The sequence below is a fragment of the Domibacillus indicus genome (genome assembly GCF_023715895.1).
GTDB classification, from domain to species: Bacteria; Bacillota; Bacilli; order Bacillales; family Domibacillaceae; genus Domibacillus; species Domibacillus indicus_A.
Window position 1 is genome coordinate 1 of the sequence record NZ_JAMBOO010000021.1, and the last position, 25,782, is coordinate 25,782.

Below are 25,782 nucleotides of genomic sequence, written 5' to 3' on the forward strand. Positions count from 1 at the left end.
ATATGTGCTAGGATTATTTGTCATGTCTAAAACTAGAATTTAAATCTTAGTCTCATTCTTTCAGGAACATGGTCTTTTAATTATTTGATGGAAATAAAGAAAATCTGTTGACTAATCGTAAGAAAAAAAGCCTGCAGACACTGCCTTCGAAATGAAGGCTTTGTCTACAAGCTGAAACGGCTTCCTTGTACGGAAGCCGTTTTTTTATTTCTTTTTAATTTTTACAAACATCACTTTTAAATAATGGCCTTCAGGAAAAGCCTCTATAGTTCGAAAATCTTCCGGCAGCCCGTATTGCTCGACAATCTCATAAGACGCTCCCTGCTCCTTGCAGGCTTCTTTAATAAACTTCTTAAATGTTTTTACATCCACAGCGCTGCTGTTTGTAGAGACGACAATGATGCCTTTATGCTTCGTTAACTGAATCGTTTCTTCAAGCAGCTTTGTATAATCTTTTGCTGCGCTGAAGGTCCGTTTTTTTGTTTTCGCAAAACTGGGCGGGTCGACAACAACAAGATCAAAGGTCCGCTTTTTTCGGGCAGCGTATTTAAAATATTGAAACACATCGTCCACGACGATTTCCTGCTCCGAGACATCGATTCCGTTCGCTTCAAATTGCTGGATCGTCTTTGGCCTGCTTCGGTTGGCGACATCAACACTTGTTGTTTTTACAGCGCCGCCAAGCACAGAAGAAACAGAAAATGCGCCTGTATAGGAAAACATATTAAGCATTTCCGCATCTTTGGCATATCTTGTGCGGATCGCATTTCTTACTTCACGCTGATCAAGAAAAATCCCGGTCATGGCACCGTCATTTAAATCCACACAAAAATTCACGCCATTTTCTTTGATCAGCATTGGAAACTCACCGCGTTCTCCTTCTACAAAGTCATCATCTTCAATATACTGTCCTTTCTGGTCAAAGCGCTTTTTCTCGTAAATCCCTTTGAATTCGAGCTTCTCGCGCATGGCAGCCAGGATGTCTTTCCGGAATGAGTAAATACCCCCACTGTACCAGTGAATAACATAAAAGCCGTCATAGTAATCGATAATTAACCCGCCAATTCCGTCTCCTTCACCATTAAACAAGCGAAAAGCCGTCGTATCAGGGTCTTTCATCAGCTCTTTACGGTGCTGAAAAGCCGCCTCTATTTTGCGGGCAAAAAAAGCGGCATCGATATATTCTTCTGGCTCCCGGGTGATGATCCAGCCAATGCCTTTATTTTGTACGCCGTAATAGCCGGTACCGATATAGTTTTTTTTATCATCTAAAATACGGAGAATATCTCCTTCTTCTTTGAGTGCTTTCGGGTTTTCAATCGCTTCTTTTTCAAGAAGAGGGTATCCCGCGCGAAGCTTTGCTGCCGCTTTTTTGTTTACCTTTATATTGATCAGTGTTTTCATTCCAGCCCCCTGAACGCTTTTTTCTTTATCTTATCAAAACCTAGGTGCAAACAGCACGTTTTAACTATGATGATACAATGAAAAAGGGTTGGGGAGAGATTTTTACACCACGGTAAAAATAGTGCAGGGTCTCTGTAAAAGGCTGTTTTTTTCAGGGCTTTGCTCATTGCTGCGGTTACGTTTTGACCGCCTTCCGTAATAAAACAGCGGCTCTTTTTATGTATACAGAGCCGCTGTTTGATCATTATATAAAACGACGCAATTGCGTCCCTTCTTTTTCCCTTCATACAAGGCACAATCTGCTTCATGAATGATGTGTTCAATTTCTTTTCCTATCCGCCATTCAGCCAGGCCGATCGTAACCGAAATAAAAAGTGTGCGATCCCGGTTAACGACCGGCTGATGTGCAACGGAACGCCGTATTTTTTCTGCCAGTGCTGCCGCTTCTTCTTTTGTTTCGCTTCGCAGCATGATCAAAAATTCCTCGCCGCCCCAGCGGGATACAGAGCCTGTTTCACCGGCCAGCTGCTCAATCACTTTCGCGCACGTTACAAGCGCTTTGTCTCCGCAATCATGACCGTAGCAGTCATTAAATTGTTTAAAATAATCGATATCCAGCAGCAAAACAAAAAACGGAAGCTGCCCTCTAATCCCTTTATCAAGACAAGTATACATTTTCCTTCTTGTAAACAAGCCGGTTAACGAATCTGTACTGGCCATGATGTTGAGTTTTTCATTTGTTTCATTTAAATGATCAATCATCCGGTCAACGGAACTTCGAAAAAACGAGCCAAGAAGTGCAATAATAAGAAAAGCCGCCGCTATATTTAACACATAGAGGAAATCAATCATATGGGCAGAAAGAGAAATGATTGCCCGATCACTAATAAAGTACAATCCAATATAAAGAGAAATGCTCAGTATAGCAGCGGTACATTTATAACTTTTACTCATTTTTGGAAAAAAGAAAGCACCGTACACAGGAATAATGCCGTAATAGTGAAAGCCTGCTTCCCATCCAAAAGTGAAAGTAGACAGGCATGCATGAATGGAAATTTCTGATAATGCTAAAATAAAATATAAGCGGTATGCTTCATTTTTAACAAGAAAATAATTCACTATATAGAGGAAGCAGCTTGCAATATTGGCTGCCACTAAAAACGGCACCTCCAGCCATATAAAAAGCAAAGCCCACACAAAATGAATGATAAAAGCCATATACACCGACTGTTGTAAAATAACCATGTAGTTTGCATCCGAGGAAACTTTTTGCGCCATATTGATCCGCCTTCCTGAGTGCCTTGGCATTGGAGCTCTTCTTTATTGATAGTATATAGGAAGTAGGTATATATGACTACTGGTTTTTTTGAGCTTTAAATTCAAATTGAACGGTGCCTTCACTTTTATCCTTCCAAACGAGATAAGCGTCAAATGGCCGCTTTCCTTTAAAGCCCTTGATTAAGTTCGTTTTTCCTTTCTCGAGAAGCTTTTTTACATTCGCTGCACTGATTGACTTGCCGAGCATTTTTTTGCCGAGTATAAACCCGCATTTCGATGATTGGTAAGCGGAACAGCCGAAAAATTTCCCTTTATCTACAACAGCGCTTCCGCATTTCGGGCATGCACCGAGCGGCTGACTGTCACGTGCGGCTGGCTTAGACGGCGCATCAAATGACCAGCCGGAAGAGTGCTCTATGGCATCCTGCACAATTTTTTGGGCGAGCCGCTTTGACTGTTCAATAAACACATTGGCCGGCGCTTGCCCTTTGCCAATTTCTTTTAAGCGCTGCTCCCATCTGCCTGTTAATTCTGGTGAAGCGAGCAGCGTATTTTCCACAGCATCAATCAGGACGAACGCCTTGGCCATTGGTACTACGCGGTGCTCTTCTATCTTCATATAGTCAAGCTGCTTCAGGCGCTCGATAATATTAGAGCGTGTACTTTCCTCTCCAAGGCCGGAAACCGATTTTAATACATTGCCAAGCTCTTTATCCTCCACTGTGTAACCGACATTTTTCATGGCGGTAATAAGTTCCCCTTCTGTGTACCGTTTCGGCGGGACGGTTTTTCCTTCGACGACTTTTACGTCCTCTGCTATGCCTTTTTGTCCTTCTTTCACATTCGGCAGCAGCACATCCTCTTTTTCCTTTTCAAACAAAACCGGACGCCACCCGGGCTCAATCAGCCGCTTTCCGTTCGTCACAAAGATGTGCGGCCCGACCGCTGTTCGGATAGTCGAATGTGCAAACAGAGCCGGGTTATAATGGGCAGCAATCAATGAACGAGCAATTAGATCATAAATCTTTCGCTCATCACCGCTTAATGAATGAAGAGATGGAACTTTTTCTGTTGGAATAAATAGGAATAGGTAATGTTCCACTTCGACATTACTCGTTAAGTGTACTTATTTTCCCCTCCTTCACACCGTACGTGATAGTTTCCCATCATACGGCGTTCCATCATGTATCAAAAGTTAAATAAATTCCGTCCAGTTTACAATGTCTTCTAAGCTCATTTAGTTTTTCGAGAGCTTTTTGATTTATTATGTGAGATCGATAATTCCGAATCGTTTCTGTGTTAGTCGCATGTATCAACTTATGGATCGCTTTGTGAACGATTTTTAAATTCTGATATTCGTCCGTACCTCCGAAATGTCTTGGTGTCACATGATGACACTGGACTTGCTCAACGTCTAGTTCAAGCCCCGTTACTTCACATTTCATTCCACACATAGAGGCCCTTGAAATTCTGTTGTCGTTATATTCGGCACTTTCGTATGGATTATATCTCCTCGCCAGTTCGATCACTTTTGATCTCGTTCGGCATGTTAGTTTCTTTGATGAAATGGCTCTCCCGGAGGGAGAGTAGTCACATATGTCTTGAGAGAAATTTAGCAGTCTCTCATGTTTTACGTAACTAATGGGATATATATACACATTACGAAGTTTCCAAATTTTTAGCTTCGAATTTCCATATAGCCTTTGATGTATAGGTGACATTTCCTCAACTACCGGTACACCGTATTTCGCGATTTGCCTAAGTTTGTGATGCATGAACTTTTTTACAGAGAAAGCTAATTTGGCAAAGTCTATACTTACATGTGTGGCACTCTTATAATACTCCTGCCATCCTAGTATCATGCTGTTGAGCTTCGTCACGTTATTAGAATTAACTTCTTGATAAATCAGAGAAACTTGTTGTTTGATTGCTTCTTTCAAGCGTGACAATGCTTTATCACAGACATGTGAGTGGACTACATATCCGTGCCTAGACTTACCTAATTTTACAGCTTTGATTTTAAATCCAAGGAAGTCAGATGAATTTTTCTTCAAGTTGATTATTTTTGATTTTTCATCGCTAATATCGAGTTTCAGTCTGGTTTTTAGCCACCTTGTAGTAGCTTCATAAATTTTCTTGGCAGTGTGGAAGTCTTTACACATGATTTTAAAATCATCTGCGTACCTTACTATATGAATCTGTTTAAGATTAGTTTTCCTTAACTGATTCTTTTGGCTCACTTTGGTTTTATATCGTTTTACTGTTTCAAACGTTTCCCATTGTGAAGAAATCCACCAATCAAATTCATTCAGTACTACGTTTGCTAGGAGTGGTGATAAAATACCTCCTTGCGGAGTTCCTTTGCTTGGTATTCCAATTCCTTGAATCGGCGCTTTTAACATCTCTTTAATGACACTCAAGAGTTTTCTATCCTGTATTCCCAAGGAATACAGCTGTTTAATTAATTTGGTGTGGTTGACGTTATCGAAAAATCCTTTAATGTCAATGTCTACCGTATAATAAAACTTACCCGTATTGATCAGAGTGGCCATTCTTGAGAGTGCATGTTTACTGCTTCGATTCGGTCGGAAACCATAACTATGTGGATGAAACTGTGCTTCACAGATAGGTTCTAATACTTGCTTAATACATTGCTGGATAATCCTATCTACCATAGTTGGAATACCTAACGGTCTTGTTTTACCGTTTGCTTTCGGAATATACACTCGCTTAACACTATTTGGCTTGTACCATTTTAATTTCTCTTTGATCAATTGCACATATTCCTCGATATTGCTGTCTTTAATCTCTTTTATAGTTATTCCATCTGTTCCTGCTGTATTGCTTCCTGTATTCGTCTTTATCATTCTAAATGCTAATCTTATGTTATTGTCGCTTCTGACAATATCCATAAGTCTATTAAATGACTTACCATCTTTTGATTTCTGGTAAAGCCCATCTAATATTTCTGTCATTCCATAATAATCATTGTATCTGTATTTGTTCATATCTCTGTTGGGACAACTCCTTTCTTTAAGAAGTTGCTTTCCCTGTCTCACCAGAAAAACAGAGTTTTTGACCGAATTTATTTAACTTTAAAATCCATGACTAATGCCTATCCCTCCACAGCTTATTATCACTGCTTCATAGGTACTGTGGCATCACTCTCGTCAGAATAAAGCAGCTTATAACCTAGTCGGTTTTTCGACTGCACCTATCCCCGGCCTATGGGTTTTAACTTAATTAGTGATAGTTTCTAACTTTCCACGTTCCAAGTATTCCCGCTTATTATGACACTTAGGTGTTTCCTTTGAGCCTGTTAGCTTGATACCATCATCGCTTGGTATAAGGATTTTCATAACGCAAAATCTTACTCATCCTCACTAACGTACCGTATTCGGTACACCTTTATCTTCTCAGATAAAGATTACACTTATAGACCCGTACATTCAGAAATTCGTCAGTATCTCTTGATACATTCTCACCGTATGTCACGCCACCCGACTACTCTGATCTACAATTCCCTAGATTTCTTGTAGATTTCGCCGACTTCACCCTGCTTTTAACAAGTCCGTTATAGCCCACTTTCCTGCTAAAGGGAGTATTAGTGTGAAAGTTTCAGCCTAGCATGAAGGCTTTCATTCCTTTCAAGGATTACTTAGTTTTCTAATAAACCATCCCACCTATCATTTCTTCAAGGATTTCAGGTTAACGTGTCGCACTGGCATAATGATCGCTTACTTTTTTTGAGTCTACATACCGTTTATCCGACAGGATGGAACGTGTCGTCCCGGCGGCCCATTGTTTGTACGGCTCGAGCTGGGATAACTTCCTTAAGATAGCTGGAAAAGCCGCAGCTTCTTCTGGATTTACATGATTGCTGTCGGTCCGGGGATAGGTCACGTAAGACCGTTCATAAAGAGACTGCGTCACCTCCAATGTTTTCTTTGGCGAAAAATTAAACCGCTTGTTCGCAAGTGCCTGCAGCGTGGATAAACTGTGAAAAGCAGGCGGCGGCACCGGTTTGTTTTCCGTTTTCACTTCCACTGCTTCCGCTTCTTTTCCCATGCACTCGTCCCGGATTGCTTCTGCATTCTCCCGTTCATAAAAGCGCGTTTCTTTTTCTTTTATCCATTTTCCTTCATATAAAGCTCCATCCATGTTAAAAGACGCCACAACTTCATAAAATGGCTTGGATACAAAGGTAAGAATCTCTTTTTCCCGCTTGACGACAAGAGCAAGCGTAGGTGTCTGCACGCGCCCGACGGCGTATACATCCCGCCCTGCTCCTTTTGTTTTAGACTGAATTAAGAGCGTATAAGCACGGCTCGCATTCATGCCGATGAGCCAGTCTGCATAGCTGCGGGCCATCGCTTCGTGGTAAAGCGGCATCGTCTCTTCAATGGGCCGCAGATTAGCAAAAGCCTGCTCCACGGCTCTCGGTGTTAAGCTGCTTACCCAAAGGCGCCGCATCGGTTTATTAACACCAGACATGCGGACAACGAGCTGCACAATGAGCTCTCCCTCACGTGCCGGGTCCCCCGCGGAGATAATTTCGGTTACGGCCGGATTTCGAATAATTTCCTTGACTGCTTTGAACCGGCTCGTTTTAGCTGGAATGATTTTATATTTAAATGTTTGTGGAATCATTGGCAGTGTTTCAAGGTGCCATCTCTTTAATTTAGGGTCCATCTCATGCGGCGGTACAATTTCAAACAAGTGGCCGCTGCACCAGGCGAGCAGCGCACCATCTGGAAATGTTTCACACGGTGCAATCTCAATGTGTGTTCCTTTTTTCGCATGGCGGAATGGAGCGGCAAGCGCCTCGGCCTGTGATGCTTTTTCAGCAATGATCGCCTGCATGGCTTTTCCTCCTATCTACAAAAACAAACGTTCGATATCCTCATTATAAAGGGGGGATTTCTTTTTCGCAAACGCAAAAAAAAAAACGAAGCCGGCTTTAGGCTTCGCTCTTTTTTCAGCTCAGTTTTCTCTCTGCTTCGCCAATTGCCTGGCGTATGGCGCTCTCTGGATTTGGCACCATCTTGCCGTGGCCCGCCGCAAGAAGCGCTGGCTGAAGCGCCTGAATCCGTTTGGCACTTTCGATCGCGGTCTCCTTATCCCACGTTCCGAATGCAGGAAAAGGGAACAGCGGTTTAAACGTGCCGGCAACCGCCATTCCTCCGTGTGTTTGAAAAGCATCTCCAACAATCAGGTGCTTGTTCCGGGTGTCCCATAACGACATGGAACCCGGCGTATGGCCTGGCGTAAACACGGCTTCGAGCGAGCCAATTCGATCTCCTTCATTCAGTTCTACATCCGGTTTTGTGCTCATTCTTTTTGGAACACCGCCTTTGATAGGCTTTTGTGCTTCATCCGCATCAACCGTCAAATCTCCGTTCAAAATCCGGGCGTCGCGTGCAGATATATAAACGGGCACATCAGGCATAAATGCTTTTAATCGATCGACTGAGCCAATATGGTCTTCGTGAGCATGCGTAAGTACAATGTGTTCAATCGGCTTGCCCAATCGTTTCACCATATTCATAATGGCGGCTGTACTAAATGGAAGCGCTGCATCAATCAACGTAAGAAATCTTTCTTCCTCAACCATATAGCAGTTAACCGGAAATAAGGAGGGCATAAAAGAAATTTGATATAAACTTCCCGTTTTTTGAATGCGGACCATGACAATCTCCTCCGATGAAAAATGGCTTCCGTTCAAGACGGAAGCCATTTTTTATTTGTAATAAGCATCTACGCTAAACCCTTTTGCTTTGTAATAATCAAGGATCCCATTGTAAATCGCAATAGACATTTTATTCATTTGAGCATCAGATGCCATCTTGGCAGCGTCTCCTGCATTTGTGATAAAACCAAGCTCAAGCAATGTGGCTGGCATGCTGTTTTCCCGAAGAACCGAGTAATTGCCCGGTTTCGTACCGCGGTCGCGAAGGCCCCATGCGGCAAGCATACGTGCATGAATCTTTTCGCCAAGAAGCTTGCTGTCGGCTGCATGCTGGTTGCCGGCTGAATAATAATACGCTTCTGTACCTGTTGCTGCAGGTGTTGCGGCATTTGCATGGATACTGACAAAAATATCTCCGTCTTCATTTTTCGCAAACGCAGAACGGTCAAGCAGTTCAATAAAGACATCCGAAGACCGGGTCATTTTTACCGTAAACGGTGTTCCTTTTAAAAGGCTGCTTACTTGCAGGCCGGCTTTGAGCACAACGTCTTTTTCTTTTAAGCCATTGCCGACCGCGCCGGAATCTTTGCCCCCATGGCCCGGATCTAAAATAATCGTTTGCCCGGCCAAAGCAGAATCCATATTTGGTGACGGAGCTGGAGCCGGTGCATCAGGCGCTGTACTTCCTGACGATGAGCGCAAATAAGAAGAACTGATAAAACCGGTCAGAGACCCTGCTTTTACATAAGTCCAGCCGCCTACAGAATGGGCACCCGATACTTTTGTGTTGGCCGAAATTTTGCCGATAGACGTGTAATCCGTTGATGGACCAGTCCGAATATTTAAGTTGTTTGTGGTTGACACAAGTGCTGACTCAAAAGAAGCTGACTGTTTCAAGCGAAAAGATGGATTCACGGCACGCGCAAGAAACACCGCAAAATCCGCGCGGGTAATCGTTTTATTCGTGCCAAATGTGCCGTCTTCCATTCCGCTGGCAATCCCAAGCTTTAAAAGAGCCTGTTCAGCATTTCCGGAATAACCGAATGCTCTTTGTAAAATGATGGCCATGTCACCGCGTGTAACGGCTTTAGAAGGGAAAAATCGATTTTCTGGTGTATCGAGCATAATGCCTTTATCAACCATGGCTTCAATATAGCCGGACGCCGTGTTCCCTTTTCCCACGTCGGAAAAACGAGTATCCCTCTGCTGTCCATTAAGCTGCAGGGTCCGTCCGACAAAAATGGCCACTTGCGCCCGCGTCAATGTTGCTCCTGGAGCAAATGATGACGGAGTAACACCGTAAATAACTTTTCCTTGCGTTAAGTAATTTACTTCCTTAACTGCACGCGATGGAACATCGTTAAATCCCGCTGCCTGAACAGGTGCTTGAATGCCCAGCAGAGAAAGAACCAGGCATAATGCCGTGATAAACATCGTCCATTTTTTCACTTTGTTGCCTCCATTCAAAAATATGCCGCTTTTAACCTATACATCGTTTCTATTTATTTCATTTTAACGTTTTTTTTGGGTCAATTGTATTTCATTTCTGTTACAGACCGTTAAAACGACGTAAAGAAGAAGCAGCATAAATAGCCTGGCGGGCATGCAAAACCGGGTCATTCGAACACTCTATCCCATCCGGAAGCACAGTTGGATCGAAAATGACCCGGTCATTTGGCTGGAGAATTTTTTCTCTTATTTCCAGACGACCAACAGAAATACGCGGCCGGTCTTCAGGCCAAAGTACGGTTGAATCGTCCGTGGCATCTCCCGATTTTCCTAGAATAATAGAAAGTGTAAAGCTGACAGGCAGCTCATCTTCCAATTCCTTTTCTAAGTAATCTGCGGGATGGGTAACGGCTTCTTTTTTTGCTTCTGCGCTAAACGATTTCTCTGGTATCCATTCATATTTTACAGGCTGCCTGTCGCCTGCTTCATTGACAAAGTAAAATGTATGAATAGGAAAATAGCGGCTCGTTGAATAGCTGACGAACGGCTTCATTTGTTTTAAAATCTGAAAAGCCGCTTTGCTTTCCGGATAGTCGATAAACAATTTTATTAAATCTCTTGGTCCCGGCCCTTCTGCGGCAAGCTTCATCATTTCCACGAACGCTTCCGGTGTTTTCGTTAAAAAAACCGGAACATTTACACTAACCAAATAGGTTTCTTCTCCATTGGGCAGGTGAAACTGAACAGACATCCCTTTTACTGGTGATAGACTATCGATCATATTTGGATTTGGTGAGCTGTCTGAAAAACGGACGACTGCCGGCACCGGTTTCTGCTGCAAATGCGCGGCTTTTGTATACGGTGCAGCCTCCCCATTTGGAACAAAAACAGCTTGATAAAAGCAGCCTTTTGCATGCGCTCTCCGAAATCCTGGATGAGTGCCTGCAATTTTTTCAATGGACTGGATCGCCGTTTCGGCTAAGCCCGTGTACTTTTCGTTCATATCGCTGCCTCCTTTTTTATTCATCCATACCCAAAAAAGCCTTTGCTGATTCAAGTTTGATCAGCAAAGGCTTTCTTATCCATGTCCCTGTCCCTCTCAGGCGGAAACAGTCGGCGTCCAAGCGCCGGCATATAAGAAACAAGAGAAACAGAACGAGCCAGTGTAAAGCTTATAAAAGCGAGCCAAAGACCGTGATTCTCAAAAGCCGGAACACTTGCCCATTGAATTATTCCCAGTGCTGCTGCAATAGAGTTGCGGACAGGAGCCGCCTGTGAAGCACCGGTAAAGACACCATACAGTGCAAGGCCTACTGCCCCGCTTGCCGGAAACCGGAGCGGGCAGGTAATAATTTAAAAATAGAACGCTCCTTTAAATTAGTCAGAAATCTGTTTCGTCTGCTCCCTGTTCTCTCCCTTCTCTCCTTACAAACATGCGGATATGCTGTATACTGTTAAGGGCTTACTACAAAAAGAAGGTGATGCGCATGATCCGAACGGCTGCCATTACGGCTGATCAAGCTGTGTTGCATAACATCCCGCTTGAAGACCTTCGCGGAAACAACATCCTTTGGTACTGGGTGGACCTTGACCAGCCGACAAACGAAGAAACGACGATTTTACAGGATTTTTTCGCGTTTCACCCGCTGGCGATTGAAGACTGCCTGCATTTTATTCAACGGCCAAAGCTGGATTACTATGAAGATCACAACTTTATGATTATTCAATCCATCAATCAAAAAACGCTTGATCCGGAAGAGATTGATATTTTTTGGTGTGCAAACTATATTGTAACTTTTCATCGGAAAAAGTCTGTTGAAATTGACACAGTATGGGAACGTCTGCTAGATGCTAAAAAAATAAAAAACTTAAACCCAGTTCAGGTTTTATACCATCTTGTTGACAAAGTAGTCGACCACTTTTTCCCGAGCGTCTATCAGATTGAGGACAGCTTAATCCAGCTCGAAGCAGAGGATGCAGACCAGGCGAGCACAGATGATTTATTTGATATTCGAAAAGAGCTGCTGAAGCTGCGCCGGATTATTTTTCCGATGCGGGAATTGTTATACCGTGTACTGAATTCAGACCGGATTCAAATGGGTAAAAAAAGCAAACTATATTTTAAAGATATTTATGATCATCTTTTAATGCTGACAGAAATCGTTGAATCAAACCGGGAACTCACAAAAGATATGCGTGACAGCTATCTTTCGGTGAACTCAAATCGTATGAACAGCATTATGATGACATTAACAGTCATCACAACGATTTTCATGCCGCTTACGTTTATTGCCGGCATTTACGGAATGAATTTTGATCATATGCCGGAATTACACTGGCACTACGGTTATTTTATCGTTCTTGGTGTCATGGCTGGCATTTCCCTGTCCATGTTTGTCTTTTTCTGGAGAAAAGGCTGGTTCCGGCAGGATCATTAATGAAAAAGCACTGGTGAAAAGCACCGGTGCTTTTTCCATTTTTTCCAGCTGTTTCTTTTTTAAAGAGCAGGGAAAAATGAAATGTATCTAACTAAAAACGGACTCTTTTTTCACGAAACTCTTCCTCTTCTTTTTGTTTATATTCCCAAACAAGCGAAAAAAATTTTTATTTCTCCACAAACAATTTTTCTATCAATCAATGTTAAAATGGGCATACGCTCCAGATTGTAAGCGGTATCAAACAAGTCGTATCAAGGATTCTCTTGATTCATTCTTCACCAGCTTCCCTGTTTCAGCAAAAAAGGAGGTTATGTTTCTTTCTTATTTTTCTTGCCAACCGAAACAGCACAGGGATACAATGAGAAAGTGCGTTAATTTCTTGAAGCATCTCAGAGAAATTTTTTCCATTTTGGAGCCTATTTTAAGGAAAGGAAGAACACAAATGGCACAACTAGAGTCAAAGAAAATAGCGCCTCAGCCAAACAACAGCAATGAACTGCACCGTGGATTAGAAGAAAGGCATATTACACTTATGTCACTCGGCGCAGCCATCGGCGTCGGGCTTTTTTTAGGTTCCGCTACCGCGATTAAAATGGCCGGTCCAGGAATCTTGCTTGCTTATGCTGTGAGTGGCATGGTGATGTTTTTTATTATGCGTGCGCTTGGTGAAATGGCGATTGAAAAGCCTGTTGCCGGTTCATTTAGTAAATACGCGCGTGATTATCTTGGCCCGCTGGCCGGATTTATAACTGGATGGAACTATTGGTTTTTATGGGTTGTAACCTGTATGGCGGAAATTACCGCAGTCGGCGTTTATATGGGCTTCTGGTATCCGGATGTTCCAGCCTGGATTTGGGCATTAGCCGCCTTGGTTATTATGACAACCGTTAACTTTTTAGCGGTAAAAGCATATGGGGAATTGGAGTTTTGGTTTGCCCTCATCAAAATTGTTGCGATTCTTTCGATGATTGTAATCGGTGTGTTAATGATCGCTTTCGGAATCGGAAACGGTGGTATTGCAACCGGAATCAGCAATCTTTGGGAGAACGGCGGCTTTTTCCCGAATGGTGCAAAAGGACTTCTGTTATCTTTGCAGATGGTTATGTTCGCTTATTTGGGCATTGAATTAATCGGTGTTACAGCCGGGGAAGTAAAAAACCCGGAAAAGTCATTATCCAGAGCGATTGACTCTGTGTTTTGGCGGATTTTAATTTTTTATGTGGGCGCTTTGTTCGTCATTATGTCTATTTATCCGTGGACCGAAATTGGTACACAAGGAAGCCCGTTTGTCCTGACATTTGAAAAAGTGGGTATTCCAGCAGCAGCCGGCATTATCAACTTTGTTGTCCTAACGGCCGCTCTTTCATCTTGCAACAGCGGTATTTTCAGTACAGGACGCATGCTGTTTAATCTGGCAGAACACGGGGAAGCACCTTCTTCTTATCAAACGCTGACTCGAAACGGTGTTCCGGGCAAAGCGATTATTGCTTCTGCCGGCGTGCTGCTCATTGGCGTTTTGTTGAACTATCTTGTACCTGCTAAAGTTTTTACATGGGTAACGAGCATTGCAACATTCGGAGCGATTTGGACATGGGCGGTTATTTTGCTTTCACAAATTCGCTACCGAAAAAGCTTGAACCCGCAACAGCAGCAAGGACTTAAATACAAGGTTCCGCTATTTCCTTTTACTTCATACATCTCTCTTGCGTTTCTAGCAGGCGTCATTGTTGTAATGGGCTTTAGTGCGGACACAAGAATTGCCCTGATTGTCGGTCCGCTTTGGCTGCTTTCATTAACGGTTGTATATTATGCCAAAGGTTTTCACCGCAAAAATGCATAAGAGCTCTTTCAACGGACCGGTCCTGCCCTGAGCAGGCCGGTTCTTTTTTACGATCAGCCATATTTTTTCTGATGTTCTTTTTTCAATTTTAAGTACTCCTGATCTTCGCGCACAGCTTTCCATTTGGTCTGGAAAATCGCTGCTGACTGCGCTTTTTCTTCATCAATATTCCGCTCGTTTATCTTTCCTTCTTTATTATATTTGCGGCCGCCTTTGTAGTTTGTGTAACGGCGTGCCCGCGTATAGCCCATCTGCAAAAACTTGCGTGCCATATCCATGCCGACAAAATCATTTTTTTCTTTGTATTCCAAAAACATGCTGTAAATCTTTTCTGATGATTCCCGGGCAATATCGGGTGTTTTAAAGCGCCAGTGCGGCAAAATTTCACTTTTGTAGGGCTCCACAAGCAGTACCCCCTGCTCACCCCGGCCGACACGGTATTTTTCGGGGTCTTTTCGAAAGTCAATATGGTCAAAGTCGAGCGAATAATCAAATGCCATCATGCTTCTCTCCTTTTTCTTCTTTTTACCCGTCCTTTTAAGAGCCAAACGAAGCAAAAAAAGCGTTTAAAACGGTGTCATTTGTAAATAGTAGTAAAAAAGATGAAAAGGGGATCATCATGAAAAAAACCTACTATGCTGCTTCTTTTTTCCTGGCAGGGATGCTGACAGCCGGATGCGGAACGGACGAAAGTGAACAGCCTGTACTGGATACCGAAACCGATACCATCGAGGAACAGGCGCGTGATTTGCCAAGTAAAATTCAAAATGTACAAAGTATGCTTGACCGCGTAAACACCCATATTGAATCCTCTGAAAGCGGTGAGGAGCTTCAAAAAGCCGGAGAAAGCCTGGAAGAACATTGGGATTTAGCTGAAGCTGAAGTGGAAGAGCAATATCCAGAAGAATACACAGCTATTGAAAAAAGCCTTTACCCGCTTATAGCCGAAGCACAAAAAGACACTCCTGATCTTCAAAAAATGAAACCATGGGTAAAAGATGCCAACGACAAATTAACAGCTCTTTTAGAAAAAGCATCTGCTCCTAAAAAAGAAGAAGATGGGTTAGACACAGAACAGAAATAGAAAGGAGTCCCGTGAAATGGCCAACGCTTTCAGTGAAACGAGCCAGCGTCCTTTTGCGCTCCCTTCTTCTCCCTGGATCGCAGCACAGCAATGGGATTTTATGCTTTTTCTTCACTGGCCTGTTTCAGCCAAGAAGCTCGAACCACATATCCCAGCCGCTCTTTCTCTTGATTTGTTCGGCGGCAGCGCCTGGGTCAGCATTGTGCCTTTTTTAGCCCGCGGCACCCGCCTGCGCGGCCTGCCGCCTTTTCCTTTTTATCATTCCTATTTAGAAATCAATATACGCACTTACGTCACGTATAAAGGCGTTCCCGGTGTTTACTTTTTCAGCCTTGGTGTCGATAAATGGCCGGTCGTTTTGGGGGCACGGGCCGCTTCTCTTCTTCCGTATTACCATGCTCAAATGAAACTGCTTGTGCGCAATCAAAGGGTGAACTTTCAATCAGGAAGCAAACATCCTTTTCGTGCGGTTTATTTCCCTTCTTCCTCTGTCTTTATCCCGCAGGAAGGCAGTATAGACTTTTGGCTGCTTGAACGCTATTGCCTGTTTGATCAAAAAGGCGGCTTTGTTTTCCGCGGAGATATTCACCATGACCGGTGGCGTGTGGCAGAAGCGCGCTGTACGGTTTTGGATCCGCCGTCCCTTTCTTTTTTGCCGGATGCGGTTTTTGAGCAAAAGCCGCTCGCTCATTTTGCCCATAAAAAAAACGTGTTTGCCTGGCCGTTACAAATCGCCAGGTAAACACGTTTTTTCTTATGAAGTAAAGACGACGCCGGCCTGTCTGCGCGCTTCTTCCGTGATCTCGATCACAATTTCGCTTATGTTCCGGTAGTGCTCATACAGGTTGCGGTCATTTGACTGAATCGCTTTTGCAATCGCTTCTGCTTCATACATCATATCGTTTTCTTCTTCTGCAACGGCAAGCTGTTCCTGCTCCCCTGAAAAACGATCTGTAAACTGGATGCTTGCAATTGGTGCCACGTGATCAAGGCTGATCGTGCCGTTTTCGCCGCTGATTTCACCCGGCAGGAACGAATCCGTTATTTTTGAGAACATTGTGGTACACACATGTGTGCCGTAATCCAGAATAACCGAACCGCTTCCATCCACTCCTGTCGGCAGCATCGTCACATGGGCGCTGATACGCTCTGGCTTGCCAAACAAGGAAACAGCCAGGCTGATCGGATATACGCCTAAGTCAACCAGCGCACCGCCGGAAAACTTCGATGAGAAAATATTCGGCTCTTCCCCAGCCAGTACATTATCGTAGCGGGACGAGTATTTCATATACTGCAAAAATGAATGACGGATCGGACCGACTTTTTCAACCACCTCTTTTAAGCGTGCATGGTTTGGCGTATACAAATTGCGGAACGCTTCAAATAAAAATACGCCATTTTCTTCCGCTGTTTGAAAGGCTTCTCTGCACTGGTCAGCCGTTGAAAACATTGGTTTTTCACAAATAATATGCTTTTTATGCTTCATTAAAAAAAGCGCCTGCTCAAAGTGAAGTGAATTAGGCGAAGCGATGTATACAACATCAACGGTTTCATCAGACGCCAGCTCCGCAAGGTCTGTGAAAATGCGCGGTGCTCCCAGCCCCTTTGCTTTTTCGACCGAACGGGAGAAAGCGCCGGCAAACGTCAATGCATCTGTTTTGCTGACAGCATCAATAAACCGCTCTGTAATCATGCTTGTACCAATCGTTGCGATGTTCATATGTAATCCCTCTCTTATCCAAAATACTAGCCGCTGTTCTTTGTTATTTTCTCAGCAAAACGCTCCAAGATCAACTGCCGGCCAAACAAGTTTCTTTTTGAACTGTACATACATATTGTATACTGTTCGAAAAGGGGGGCTTGCAAGTGGGACATGTATGCGCAAGAGAATTCAACTGTGAAAAAGAACTGACGCTGGCGGTGATCGGCGGGAAATGGAAAATGCTGATTCTTTGGTATTTAGGGAAAGAAGGAACAAAACGGTTCAACGAATTAAAATCGTTAATGCCCGGCATTACGCAGCGTATGCTTGTGAATCAGCTGCGTGAGCTTGAATCGGATTTTATCGTTCACCGTGAAGTGTATCCGGTTGTGCCTCCAAAAGTAGAATATTCCTTGACGGACCAGGGCCGGACTTTAATGCCCATTCTTGAATCGATGTACGATTGGGGCAAGAAATATAAGGAATTTATTGAAGAACAAGTGGATGAACCTGCTGTAGAAATTGGACATAATAAATAATCAAGAGAGTGTGCGAAGCACGCTCTTTTTTATTGGACAGTATACTTTTCAGCACTATATGAGTTTAAAGTGCGTACTTCTTTTTTGCTCAGCTTCACTTTACAATGAACAACATCAAACAAAAAAGGAGCATGTATCATGAAATTACAATTAGCGTTAGACCTTGTAAACATTCCGGAAGGTATCGAGCTTGTGAAGGAAGTACAGGACCACGTTGACATCGTTGAAATTGGCACGCCCGTTATCATTAACGAAGGGCTTCACGCGGTTAAAGCTATGAAAGAAGCGTTCCCGAACCTGGACGTGCTGGCGGATCTTAAAATTATGGATGCAGCCGGCTACGAAGTGTCACAAGCTTCAGCAGCAGGTGCGGACATTGTGACCATCCTTGGCCAGGCGGAAGATGCATCCATCAAAGGCGCCGTAGAAGAAGCGAAAAAACAAGGCAAACAAATTCTTGTGGATATGATTGCGGTCAAAGACATTAAAACACGCGCGCAGGAACTTGACGCCCTTGGCGTTGATTACATCTGTGTTCATACGGGCTATGACTTGCAGGCAGTCGGTAAAAACTCCTTTGAAGATCTGCATACAATTAAAAGCGTTGTAAAAAATGCGAAAACAGCGATTGCCGGTGGGATTAAGCTTGAAACACTTCCGGAAGTGATTAAAGAACAGCCCGATCTTGTTATCGTCGGAGGCGGGATCACAAGCCAAGATGATAAAAAAGCAGCAGCTGCCGAAATGCAGAAGCTTATCAAAGACACGGTTACGGTTTAATGACCAAGCAGCTTGAACGCATTCTGCAGGAGGTTCACACAACCGCTCAGCTTATCCGTGATGAAGATGCAACGCAGCTTGTAAATCACATCCTTGAAGCGAAAAAAATCTTTGTAGCGGGCGCAGGACGCTCCGGGTTTATGGCAAAATCTTTCGCGATGCGCATGATGCATGTCGGCTTGGATCCGTACGTTGTGGGCGAAACGATCACGCCGAATGTAGAAGAAGGCGATTTGTTTATCGTCGGTTCTGGCTCGGGTGAAACAAAAAGCCTTGTGGCGATGGCGGAGAAAGCCAAGTCGATCGGCGCGGATGTAGCGGCTATTACGATCGTGCCGGATTCATCGATCGGCCAGATTGCAGACATCGTCATTGAGATTCCTGCTCAGACAAAAGCCGATACAAGCAATAAATCGATTCAGCCGATGGGTTCTTTGTTTGAACAAAGCTTATTGCTGTTTTATGATTCGCTTATTTTAACGATCATGGAAAAACGCGGAATGAATTCCGGCCGTATGTACGGGCGCCATGCCAATTTAGAATAGCTGTAAAAAAGGCCGCTTATTTAAAGCGGCCTTTTTTTACTTTATGTAGATGGATTGTCCCGCAAAAAATAAATAAAATCAGTCGGGCAGCTCCCATATCCTGCTGTTCTCAGCATCGCTACCACATTTCCACGGTGGGAAGTGCCGTGATTGACCACATGGGTCACAAGCTCAGATAACGTATTTTGAAAGAGCACCCCTTCTTTCGTTCGATAGTTAATCATTGTATCACCGCTTCGTACTTCCTGTAAAAACCTGCTCATTTCTTTTCCGAGATCCGTAAAAGCTTTTTTCGCTTCTGCCGCAGTCGAAAAGGTTGTTTCGCCGCCTGCCGGTTCACTGGATTCTTTCATTCGTGAAAACCATATTCGGTCTACGTCATAAATATGCTCAAATGTCCGAGCGATAGAGGAAAACGGCCCTGCCATCGGTTTGGTAAAAACGGAAGGGTATGAAGCCAGATGATCCAGCATTCGTTCGTTCGCCCATACATGATAATCATATAACTGATTCATTTGTAATCCGCCTTTCTTTATGTTAAATGTTCCTTGTTTCTACTATAACAGGAAACAAACCCTGTACCATTTAAAAGGAATACGCGTTTTTTCAGCATAATATTCCGTCATGCGGGTAAAAGAAAACTATTCTAAAAATCAGGAGGTTTTTTCATGCGCGCAGTTACCTATCAAGGCATTAAAAACATGCAGGTAAAGAATGTAGCAGATCCAACGATTCAAAAGCGGGAAGACATTATTGTCCGTATTACCTCAACAGCCATTTGCGGCTCTGATTTACACATTTACCAGGGTGCCCTGCCGCCGGCAGAAGACGATTATGTAATCGGCCATGAACCGATGGGAATTGTAGAGGAAGTCGGGCCGGACGTCACAAAAGTCAAAAAAGGCGACCGCGTGGTGCTGCCGTTTAACGTTTCCTGCGGCCAGTGCTTCTACTGTAATCACGATATGGAGAGCCAGTGCGACAACTCTAACGCCAACCCTCATATTGATTCGGGCGGTTATTTCGGCTTTACACAGCGCTACGGAAACTTCCCTGGCGGCCAGGCAGAATATCTGCGCGTGCCATACGGAAACTTTATGCCCTTTGTGATTCCGGAATCATGCGAGCTTGAGGATGAATCGGTTTTATTCCTATCCGATATTCTGCCGACTGCTTATTGGAGCGTTGAAAATTCCGGCGTGAAAGCAGGAGATACGGTCGTTGTACTTGGCTGCGGACCGGTTGGCTTATTAACACAGAAGTTTGCCTGGATGAAAGGCGCAAAGCGGGTCATTGCTGTGGACCACGTTCCGTATCGCCTGGCTCATGCCAAGAAGATGAATAACGTTGAAGTATTTAATTTCTCAGAATACAAAAACATGGGTGATCATTTAAAAGAAATCACCAATGGCGGCGCGGATATTGTCATTGACTGTGTCGGCATGGACGGAAAAAAATCGCCGGTTGAAGCGATCGAGCAAAAACTCAAGCTGCAGGGCGGCACATTAAGTGCGATCCAAATCGCCTTGAGAGCGGTTCGCAAGTTCGGAACAATCCAGCTCACTGGCGTTTACGGTTCTTTGTATAACATGTTCCCGCTCGGCTACTTGTTTGAGCGGAATATTACCGTAAAAATGGGCCAGGCACCTGTGATTCACTACATGCCGGAGCTGTTTGAGAAAATTACAGCCGGCGAGATTGACCCGACAGAAATCATTACCCACAAAGTGCCGCTCGAGCAGGCAGGCGAGGCTTATCAAATGTTTAACGATCACGCAGATGAATGTATTAAAGTAGTCCTAAAACCATAAAATGAAATATCCGCCTCTTACAGGGCGGATTTTATTTTTTATATAGAAACAGCCACTAATCAAAAGTATACGATTCAAAAAACAAAAGAAAAAGAGCGGTCCTGTACGGACCGCTTCTTTATTCATTCACTTCTACCGGCATATGAAACTGGTGAAATACTTTTACCATTTCCTGCTTTGCCTCTTCTTCATCCGGCCCATGAATCTCAAGCTGAAATGTCTTGGAGGTTAAAACGGAATGCGTCAGTCCTAAAATACTTTTTACATCAATGCTGCGATGATCTGTTTTTAACACGATGCTCGATTGAAACGGCTGAGCCGCTTTGTTTAATTCCACCACGAAACGGGCAAATGTCCCTCCGAGTTCCATATCGGCTCCCCCTTAATCTTCTTCGTTAATAATGACGGAACGGCCACGCATTTTCATAATAAGCGGAATACTGATCCATAAAGCGCCAATCAGCAGAAACAGCAGTGACACCGGGCTTGTGACAAAAATAGAAAAATCACCATTGGAAGAAGTAAGGGCGCGGCGCATATTATTTTCAATCATCGGACCAAGCACCAGCGCTAAAACGAGCGGCGCGACCGGATAGTCATTTTTCGTTAAAAAGTAACCGAGCAGTCCGCAGGCAAGCAGTAAAGCCAAATCAAAAATGTTAAATTGTACGGCATACACACCGAAAATGGAAATTGCCACAATAATCGGCAGCAAGTATTTGGCAGGCGTATCAATCACCTTGGCAAACACTTTTACAAGCGGCATGTTTAAAATAAGCAGCATCACATTACCGATAAACATACTGGCAATCAAGCCCCATGCTACCTGCGGGTTATCTTCAAACAACAGCGGACCCGGCTGTACGTTATACATAATAAGAGCTCCCATCAAAATAGCGGTTGTGCCGGAGCCTGGAATACCCATTGTCAGGAGCGGGATCATGGCGCCGCCGGATGCTCCATTGTTGGCAGACTCAGGTGCAGCTACTCCCGCAATTGCTCCGTGACCGAATGTTTCCGGACGTTTGCTTATTTTCTTTTCGGTAATATAAGAAAAGAAAGAGGCAAGCGTCGCGCCCGCACCCGGCAGCACCCCAATAAAAAAGCCGAGCAGTGAGCCGCGGACGATCGGTCCAGTGCTTTCTTTCATATCCTGTTTTGTCGGCAAAATCCGTCCTACTTTGGCGACCTTGCCGTCATCATTGTCTTTGTCCAGAATCGTCCGGAATACTTCACCAAGTGCGAATAACCCCACCGCCACTGTTAAAAACTCAAGTCCTGAATATAAATAAGGGTTATTATACGTAAAGCGGGAAACGCCGGATACATTGTCCATTCCGATGGTCGCTAAAAGCAGGCCGGCCACTGTCATGATCAGTGCTTTTGTAATTGAACTTCCTGCCAGTCCGCTGACCGCGCACAAGCCGAGAAGCATCAGCGAAAAATACTCAGCCGGCCCGAATGAAAGAGCTAATTGGGACAGCGGCTTTGCCAGCAAGGTTAAACCCAGGAGCGCAACAATCCCTGCCACAAATGAGCCGATAGCAGAAATAGAAAGTGCTGCTCCAGCCCGTCCCTGCCTTGCCATTTGGTAACCATCCAGCGCCGTTACAACTGAAGAAGATTCTCCCGGCGTATTTAATAAAATCGAGGTAGTCGATCCTCCATACATGGCTCCATAATATACACCTGCAAGCAAAATAATCGAACTGGCAGCAGCGCTTTGCGGGTCAAGGCCTGACGTAAGCGTTGCGGTAATCGGAATTAAAAGAGCCACGCCGCTCATGGGCCCAATTCCCGGCAGCACGCCCACCGCCGTTCCAATCAGGACACCGCAAAAAGCAAACAATAAGTTTTGCCACTGCATGGCAACCCCGAACCCATTCATTAAAAATTGTACTGTATCCATGTGTAAGCACCTCCTTTAATTTAAACCGGAAATCCTGGCAGCGAGCCTTGTAAAAGACCGACAAAAATATAGTAAACGCCAAAAGAAAACGCCGCGGCGATCACAATGCTTTTCAGCCAGCCGCCCCTTTCCAGCACTTGAAATCCAATCAGCAAAAATAAAAAGGTTGTAATCACATAACCAAGCGGCTCCAGCAGCACAATGTAAAGAATGGCGGCTGCAAAGATAATGAAAAACCTTTTGTAATCCGGCTTTTCTCCTCCTCTTGCTTCCTGTTTATTTTTTACGGCTTCGGTAAAAAGCTTAATACTTAATAAAATAAGTAAAATGCCGAGTCCGATTGGAAAAATATCCGGTCCCACGTTACTTCCGTAAGAAGTGGCAGCAATTTTGCGGCTTTCTGTGATAAAAAAGACGCCTATTAGAAGAAAGATGATGCTGGCATAACGATCGAATGTCCTGCTCATTTCATACACCCCCGCATTTATTTCGTTTAAATGTAAACGCTTTCTTAAAAAGTATCAGCTTCTGCCCGCCGATAGAAGTTTTTCTCCATAACTTGAATAACGATCATATTTTCAACGCAGCATTTATTTTCCATGAAAAATATGACGTTAATACCGTTTAATGATCTTTATGAGATGAATGAGCAGAAACTATTCCTGTTCATTCGTTGGTGGTACCATTTGTAAATGAAAGCGTTACCAAAATAAAGGGGGCATTTCAATGAGTGTGACGTTCAAGGTAAAAAAGTGGGGCAGTCTGATTACGGCCGGTGCGCTTGCACTTAGTTTAGCAGCGTGCAGCAATTCTAATTCTTCTTCCTCTGGAGGAAGCAAAGAAGAAAATGCTGCTTATCCGGAAAAGCCGATTGTCATTAATGCGCCGTCTGGAGCAGGCGGCGGGCTTGATACAACTGCACGCGCTTTAACGAAAGTATTAAATGAAACGGGATTAACAGAGCAGTCCATGACCGTTGAAAACAAGCCAGGCGGCGGACAGGCAGTCGGCCTCGCGGATTTTATCAGCCAGGATCCTAAAGACCCTTACCGGCTCTTTCTTCCTTCTGTTCCATTGCTTATTAATAATTTGAAAAAAGAAGGAAACAGCCCGCATTCCTATAAAGACTTAACGCCAATCGCCCAGCTTACGAAAGATTATGGAGCGATTGTCGTTCCGGCAGATTCAAAGTATAAAGATTTAGAATCACTGTTTAAGGACTTAAAAGCGAAGCCGGACAGTTTAACACTGGCAGGCGGCTCGTCTCCGGGGTCTCAGGATCATTTAGTTGCCATGCTCCCTGCTGTAAAAGCGGGTGTTGACGCTGCGAAAATCAAATATGTTTCCTATGATGGCGGTGGAGAAGCAATGACTGCTCTGATCGGCGGCAATGCCGATGTGCTTGCTACAGATATTTCCGGCACAGGGGAATATTTAAAAGCAGGAAAAGTTCGTGTTCTTGGCGTATCTTCTCCAGAGAGGTTAAAAGGCACATATGCGGATATTCCAACATACAAGGAAGCCGGAATTGATGCGGAATTTACGATTTGGCGCGGTTTGTTCGGACCGAAAGAAATGCCGGACTACGCGGTAGATTACTGGAACAAAACACTTTCAGAAATGGTGAAAACACCAGAATGGCAAAAAGTTCTCGAAACAAACGGATGGGAAGACGGCTATAAAAATTCTGAGGAATTCACGGCTTTCCTAGAAGAACAAGAAAAATTGGTACAGGAGATTTTAGAGTCGCTTAATATGCAAAAATAAGCTTATTCTGCTCAAGGAGGGGGAATCTTTTTGCAAGAATCAACAGAAACAGCCAAGCAGCGGGTGAAAAGCCAGTTTGGAAAATCAGCCGAGCACTACGTTACAAGCAGTACCCATTCAACAGGAACGGATCTTGCCCTTCTCCCTGAATGGCTGAAGATTGGTCCCGATTCTCTTGTCCTTGATATTGCAACAGGAGGCGGCCATGCAGCGAAAGCGCTGGCCCCTCATGCTGCTCATGTGTTTGCCACTGATTTAACCGTGCCGATGCTCGAAGCCGCCAAAAAGCATTTAGCGTCATCCGCCAATAATATCTTTTACGTCGCAGCAGACGCAGAAGCGCTTCCGTTTTTGCCGCATACGTTTGATGCAGTCACCTGCCGGATTGCTGCGCATCACTTTCCAAATCCGCATCTGTTTGTACAGGAAGCGGCCCGCGTACTAAAGCCGGGCGGACGTTTCGTCTTGATTGATAATATTGCACCTGAAGACCCGGCCCTGGATGCTTTTGTGAATCGGCTCGAATCTCTGCGTGACCACAGCCATGTGCGCAGTTATACCATTCCTGAGTGGAAGGGCTGGTTTCAAGAAGCCGGATTCAGCCTGGTAAAAGAGCAGGTGCGCAAAAAAGAACTTGGCTATCCGGAATGGGTCCACCGCACGACCGCTTCTCCTGAGCAGGTTCAGGAAGTGGATGCTCACCTTCTCTCTGCAGACACGTCTGTTTCCACATACTTTTCAGTAAAAATGCAGGGTGAAAGCATTGCATCCTTTCAAATTGATGAATGGATGGTCCTGGTTCAACGAAATTAAGCGCTGGTGTTCCACATATGTGGGGCACCTTTTTACTTTTTTCGATATCTTCGTTCCGGACGGCCAATCGTTCCATACATAATTTCTACTTCTGCTTCTTCAGCTGCCACGAGATATTCTAAATATCTTCGCACAGTGGAATTGCTGGCACCAGTCGCGCGTGCTGTTTCTTCAGCATTAATGCTTGAAGAAGCTTCATGTAAGTGTGTACGTACTTTTTTCAGCGTATGTTTATCAATTCCTTTTGGCAGCTGATCCGTTTGCTCTACATATTCGGCTCCGGCCGCCTGACTCATAATGCCAAAAAAACGATTAACTTCTCCCTGCTCAATAAGAGCGGATTGAGACAGTTTCTTTTTTGTTTCTTTGTACTGCTCAAGCGTAGATAAAAACTGGTTGATCATAATAGGCTTCAGCATGTAACTGTACGCACCGCCCCGAATGGCTTCACTAACGGTTCGAACATCATTGGCAGCCGTAATCATAATGACATCCACACTCCGCACTTCTTTACGGATTTCCCACAACAAATCAGTCCCGTTCATATCAGGCAGGTAAACATCAAGCAAAATAAGATCAGGTGTAAATACGTTTAGTAATTCCAGCGCCTGCTTTCCGAGGCTTGCAGATGCTACAATTTCGAATCCATCTACCTTCTGCACAAACTTTTTATAAATATTGATTGTGGTCTCATCGTCTTCGATAATCATTACTTTAATCGGTGCCATAAAAGC

The 25,782-nt window shown here is 44.2% G+C and carries 25 protein-coding genes; 10 read left to right on the top strand and 15 right to left on the bottom strand.

Annotation, left to right across the window (positions count from 1 at the left end; all coding sequences use genetic code 11):
- Positions 1 to 204: 204 nt before the first annotated feature.
- The 8 genes from M3221_RS19790 to M3221_RS19825 all read right to left on the bottom strand — a co-directional run bounded on the left by M3221_RS19790 (position 205) and on the right by M3221_RS19825 (position 10,823).
- On the bottom strand, positions 205 to 1,404 hold the full coding sequence (locus tag M3221_RS19790; RefSeq protein ID WP_251273427.1) for a class I SAM-dependent rRNA methyltransferase: 1,200 nt from the start codon (positions 1,402 to 1,404) through the stop codon (positions 205 to 207).
- 216 nt (positions 1,405 to 1,620) lie between these two features.
- Positions 1,621 to 2,682, bottom strand: coding sequence for a GGDEF domain-containing protein (locus M3221_RS19795; protein ID WP_251273428.1), 1,062 nt, complete (start codon positions 2,680 to 2,682; stop codon positions 1,621 to 1,623).
- Positions 2,683 to 2,758: 76 nt separating this feature from the next.
- Entirely contained in the window at positions 2,759 to 3,784 is a 1,026-nt protein-coding gene (locus tag M3221_RS19800) for a type IA DNA topoisomerase (RefSeq protein ID WP_251273429.1), read from the bottom strand.
- A 79-nt stretch (positions 3,785 to 3,863) separates the two neighbouring features.
- Positions 3,864 to 5,657, bottom strand: a complete 1,794-nt coding sequence (gene ltrA, locus M3221_RS19805) for a group II intron reverse transcriptase/maturase (protein ID WP_251273430.1) — start codon at positions 5,655 to 5,657, stop codon at positions 3,864 to 3,866.
- Between the two features lie 733 nt (positions 5,658 to 6,390).
- Positions 6,391 to 7,545 carry a DNA topoisomerase gene (locus M3221_RS19810; protein WP_251273431.1) on the bottom strand — a complete coding sequence of 385 codons (1,155 nt, stop codon included), beginning with the start codon at positions 7,543 to 7,545 and terminating at the stop codon, positions 6,391 to 6,393.
- Positions 7,546 to 7,660: 115 nt separating this feature from the next.
- A complete protein-coding gene (locus tag M3221_RS19815) occupies positions 7,661 to 8,371 on the bottom strand; it encodes an MBL fold metallo-hydrolase (protein ID WP_251273432.1) in 711 nt (236 codons plus the stop codon).
- A 51-nt stretch (positions 8,372 to 8,422) separates the two neighbouring features.
- Positions 8,423 to 9,820, bottom strand: a complete 1,398-nt coding sequence (locus M3221_RS19820; protein ID WP_251273433.1) for an N-acetylmuramoyl-L-alanine amidase — start codon at positions 9,818 to 9,820, stop codon at positions 8,423 to 8,425.
- Between the two features lie 100 nt (positions 9,821 to 9,920).
- Complete coding sequence (locus M3221_RS19825; RefSeq protein ID WP_251273434.1) at positions 9,921 to 10,823, bottom strand: catalase family peroxidase; 903 nt, start codon at positions 10,821 to 10,823, stop codon at positions 9,921 to 9,923.
- 484 nt (positions 10,824 to 11,307) lie between these two features.
- Here M3221_RS19825 and corA point away from each other — a divergent pair, with 484 nt between their 5' ends.
- On the top strand, positions 11,308 to 12,258 hold the full coding sequence (gene corA / locus M3221_RS19830; protein WP_251273435.1) for a magnesium/cobalt transporter CorA: 951 nt from the start codon (positions 11,308 to 11,310) through the stop codon (positions 12,256 to 12,258).
- Positions 12,259 to 12,700: 442 nt separating this feature from the next.
- Entirely contained in the window at positions 12,701 to 14,098 is a 1,398-nt protein-coding gene (gene alaP, locus M3221_RS19835; RefSeq protein WP_251273436.1) for an alanine permease AlaP, read from the top strand.
- Positions 14,099 to 14,151: 53 nt separating this feature from the next.
- On the opposite strand, the gene M3221_RS19840 is transcribed toward alaP, so the two are convergent.
- Entirely contained in the window at positions 14,152 to 14,598 is a 447-nt protein-coding gene (locus M3221_RS19840) for a DUF4385 domain-containing protein (RefSeq protein ID WP_251273437.1), read from the bottom strand.
- A gap of 119 nt (positions 14,599 to 14,717) precedes the next feature.
- Here M3221_RS19840 and M3221_RS19845 point away from each other — a divergent pair, with 119 nt between their 5' ends.
- Together M3221_RS19845 and M3221_RS19850 are read left to right on the top strand one after the other, a co-directional pair.
- A complete protein-coding gene (locus M3221_RS19845) occupies positions 14,718 to 15,182 on the top strand; it encodes a hypothetical protein (RefSeq protein ID WP_251273438.1) in 465 nt (154 codons plus the stop codon).
- Positions 15,183 to 15,198: 16 nt separating this feature from the next.
- Positions 15,199 to 15,924, top strand: a complete 726-nt coding sequence (locus M3221_RS19850; RefSeq protein WP_251273439.1) for a YqjF family protein — start codon at positions 15,199 to 15,201, stop codon at positions 15,922 to 15,924.
- Between the two features lie 12 nt (positions 15,925 to 15,936).
- Here M3221_RS19850 and M3221_RS19855 read toward each other — a convergent pair whose 3' ends face one another.
- Positions 15,937 to 16,902, bottom strand: a complete 966-nt coding sequence (locus M3221_RS19855) for a Gfo/Idh/MocA family protein (protein ID WP_251273440.1) — start codon at positions 16,900 to 16,902, stop codon at positions 15,937 to 15,939.
- 146 nt (positions 16,903 to 17,048) lie between these two features.
- Between M3221_RS19855 and M3221_RS19860 the strand changes: the two genes are divergently transcribed.
- From M3221_RS19860 to hxlB, 3 genes are all read left to right on the top strand, one after another.
- Positions 17,049 to 17,423 carry a winged helix-turn-helix transcriptional regulator gene (locus tag M3221_RS19860; protein WP_251273441.1) on the top strand — a complete coding sequence of 125 codons (375 nt, stop codon included), beginning with the start codon at positions 17,049 to 17,051 and terminating at the stop codon, positions 17,421 to 17,423.
- 138 nt (positions 17,424 to 17,561) lie between these two features.
- Positions 17,562 to 18,203, top strand: a complete 642-nt coding sequence (gene hxlA / locus M3221_RS19865) for a 3-hexulose-6-phosphate synthase (RefSeq protein ID WP_251273442.1) — start codon at positions 17,562 to 17,564, stop codon at positions 18,201 to 18,203.
- Complete coding sequence (gene hxlB / locus M3221_RS19870) at positions 18,203 to 18,748, top strand: 6-phospho-3-hexuloisomerase (RefSeq protein ID WP_251273443.1); 546 nt, start codon at positions 18,203 to 18,205, stop codon at positions 18,746 to 18,748. The genes hxlA and hxlB overlap by 1 nt, the downstream gene beginning before the upstream one ends.
- A 41-nt stretch (positions 18,749 to 18,789) precedes the next feature.
- Here the strand turns inward: hxlB and M3221_RS19875 are convergent, their stop codons facing one another.
- Positions 18,790 to 19,263, bottom strand: coding sequence for a DinB family protein (locus tag M3221_RS19875; RefSeq protein WP_251273444.1), 474 nt, complete (start codon positions 19,261 to 19,263; stop codon positions 18,790 to 18,792).
- 153 nt (positions 19,264 to 19,416) lie between these two features.
- Here M3221_RS19875 and M3221_RS19880 point away from each other — a divergent pair, with 153 nt between their 5' ends.
- Positions 19,417 to 20,559 carry a zinc-dependent alcohol dehydrogenase gene (locus M3221_RS19880; RefSeq protein ID WP_251273445.1) on the top strand — a complete coding sequence of 381 codons (1,143 nt, stop codon included), beginning with the start codon at positions 19,417 to 19,419 and terminating at the stop codon, positions 20,557 to 20,559.
- Between the two features lie 118 nt (positions 20,560 to 20,677).
- On the opposite strand, the gene M3221_RS19885 is transcribed toward M3221_RS19880, so the two are convergent.
- From M3221_RS19885 to M3221_RS19895, 3 genes are read right to left on the bottom strand one after another with little or no spacing between them, the layout of a single operon-like run.
- The gene (locus tag M3221_RS19885) at positions 20,678 to 20,929 is read right to left on the bottom strand and encodes an HPr family phosphocarrier protein (protein WP_242234835.1); all 252 of its coding nucleotides are present in this window, start codon (positions 20,927 to 20,929) and stop codon (positions 20,678 to 20,680) included.
- 12 nt (positions 20,930 to 20,941) lie between these two features.
- A complete protein-coding gene (locus M3221_RS19890) occupies positions 20,942 to 22,468 on the bottom strand; it encodes a tripartite tricarboxylate transporter permease (protein WP_242234837.1) in 1,527 nt (508 codons plus the stop codon).
- 20 nt (positions 22,469 to 22,488) lie between these two features.
- Positions 22,489 to 22,935, bottom strand: a complete 447-nt coding sequence (locus M3221_RS19895; RefSeq protein WP_251273446.1) for a tripartite tricarboxylate transporter TctB family protein — start codon at positions 22,933 to 22,935, stop codon at positions 22,489 to 22,491.
- Positions 22,936 to 23,194: 259 nt separating this feature from the next.
- Between M3221_RS19895 and M3221_RS19900 the strand changes: the two genes are divergently transcribed.
- A complete protein-coding gene (locus M3221_RS19900; protein WP_251273447.1) occupies positions 23,195 to 24,235 on the top strand; it encodes a tripartite tricarboxylate transporter substrate binding protein in 1,041 nt (346 codons plus the stop codon).
- 30 nt (positions 24,236 to 24,265) lie between these two features.
- Positions 24,266 to 25,048 (top strand): class I SAM-dependent methyltransferase, encoded by a 783-nt coding sequence (locus M3221_RS19905; protein WP_251273448.1) that lies wholly within the window; start codon positions 24,266 to 24,268, stop codon positions 25,046 to 25,048.
- 32 nt (positions 25,049 to 25,080) lie between these two features.
- Here M3221_RS19905 and M3221_RS19910 read toward each other — a convergent pair whose 3' ends face one another.
- Complete coding sequence (locus tag M3221_RS19910) at positions 25,081 to 25,776, bottom strand: response regulator (protein WP_251273449.1); 696 nt, start codon at positions 25,774 to 25,776, stop codon at positions 25,081 to 25,083.
- Positions 25,777 to 25,782: the final 6 nt, after the last annotated feature.

Coding starts and splice junctions, on each gene's coding strand:
- M3221_RS19790 (WP_251273427.1), bottom strand. CDS start 1,404: ATGAAAACACTGATCAATATAAAGGTAAACAAAAAAGCGGCAGCAAAG.
- M3221_RS19795 (WP_251273428.1), bottom strand. CDS start 2,682: ATGGCGCAAAAAGTTTCCTCGGATGCAAACTACATGGTTATTTTACAA.
- ltrA (WP_251273430.1), bottom strand. CDS start 5,657: ATGACAGAAATATTAGATGGGCTTTACCAGAAATCAAAAGATGGTAAG.
- M3221_RS19810 (WP_251273431.1), bottom strand. CDS start 7,545: ATGCAGGCGATCATTGCTGAAAAAGCATCACAGGCCGAGGCGCTTGCC.
- M3221_RS19815 (WP_251273432.1), bottom strand. CDS start 8,371: ATGGTCCGCATTCAAAAAACGGGAAGTTTATATCAAATTTCTTTTATG.
- M3221_RS19825 (WP_251273434.1), bottom strand. CDS start 10,823: ATGAACGAAAAGTACACGGGCTTAGCCGAAACGGCGATCCAGTCCATT.
- corA (WP_251273435.1), top strand. CDS start 11,308: ATGATCCGAACGGCTGCCATTACGGCTGATCAAGCTGTGTTGCATAAC.
- alaP (WP_251273436.1), top strand. CDS start 12,701: ATGGCACAACTAGAGTCAAAGAAAATAGCGCCTCAGCCAAACAACAGC.
- M3221_RS19840 (WP_251273437.1), bottom strand. CDS start 14,598: ATGGCATTTGATTATTCGCTCGACTTTGACCATATTGACTTTCGAAAA.
- M3221_RS19845 (WP_251273438.1), top strand. CDS start 14,718: ATGAAAAAAACCTACTATGCTGCTTCTTTTTTCCTGGCAGGGATGCTG.
- M3221_RS19850 (WP_251273439.1), top strand. CDS start 15,199: ATGGCCAACGCTTTCAGTGAAACGAGCCAGCGTCCTTTTGCGCTCCCT.
- M3221_RS19855 (WP_251273440.1), bottom strand. CDS start 16,902: ATGAACATCGCAACGATTGGTACAAGCATGATTACAGAGCGGTTTATT.
- hxlA (WP_251273442.1), top strand. CDS start 17,562: ATGAAATTACAATTAGCGTTAGACCTTGTAAACATTCCGGAAGGTATC.
- hxlB (WP_251273443.1), top strand. CDS start 18,203: ATGACCAAGCAGCTTGAACGCATTCTGCAGGAGGTTCACACAACCGCT.
- M3221_RS19875 (WP_251273444.1), bottom strand. CDS start 19,263: ATGAATCAGTTATATGATTATCATGTATGGGCGAACGAACGAATGCTG.
- M3221_RS19880 (WP_251273445.1), top strand. CDS start 19,417: ATGCGCGCAGTTACCTATCAAGGCATTAAAAACATGCAGGTAAAGAAT.
- M3221_RS19885 (WP_242234835.1), bottom strand. CDS start 20,929: ATGGAACTCGGAGGGACATTTGCCCGTTTCGTGGTGGAATTAAACAAA.
- M3221_RS19890 (WP_242234837.1), bottom strand. CDS start 22,468: ATGGATACAGTACAATTTTTAATGAATGGGTTCGGGGTTGCCATGCAG.
- M3221_RS19895 (WP_251273446.1), bottom strand. CDS start 22,935: ATGAGCAGGACATTCGATCGTTATGCCAGCATCATCTTTCTTCTAATA.
- M3221_RS19900 (WP_251273447.1), top strand. CDS start 23,195: ATGAGTGTGACGTTCAAGGTAAAAAAGTGGGGCAGTCTGATTACGGCC.
- M3221_RS19910 (WP_251273449.1), bottom strand. CDS start 25,776: ATGGCACCGATTAAAGTAATGATTATCGAAGACGATGAGACCACAATC.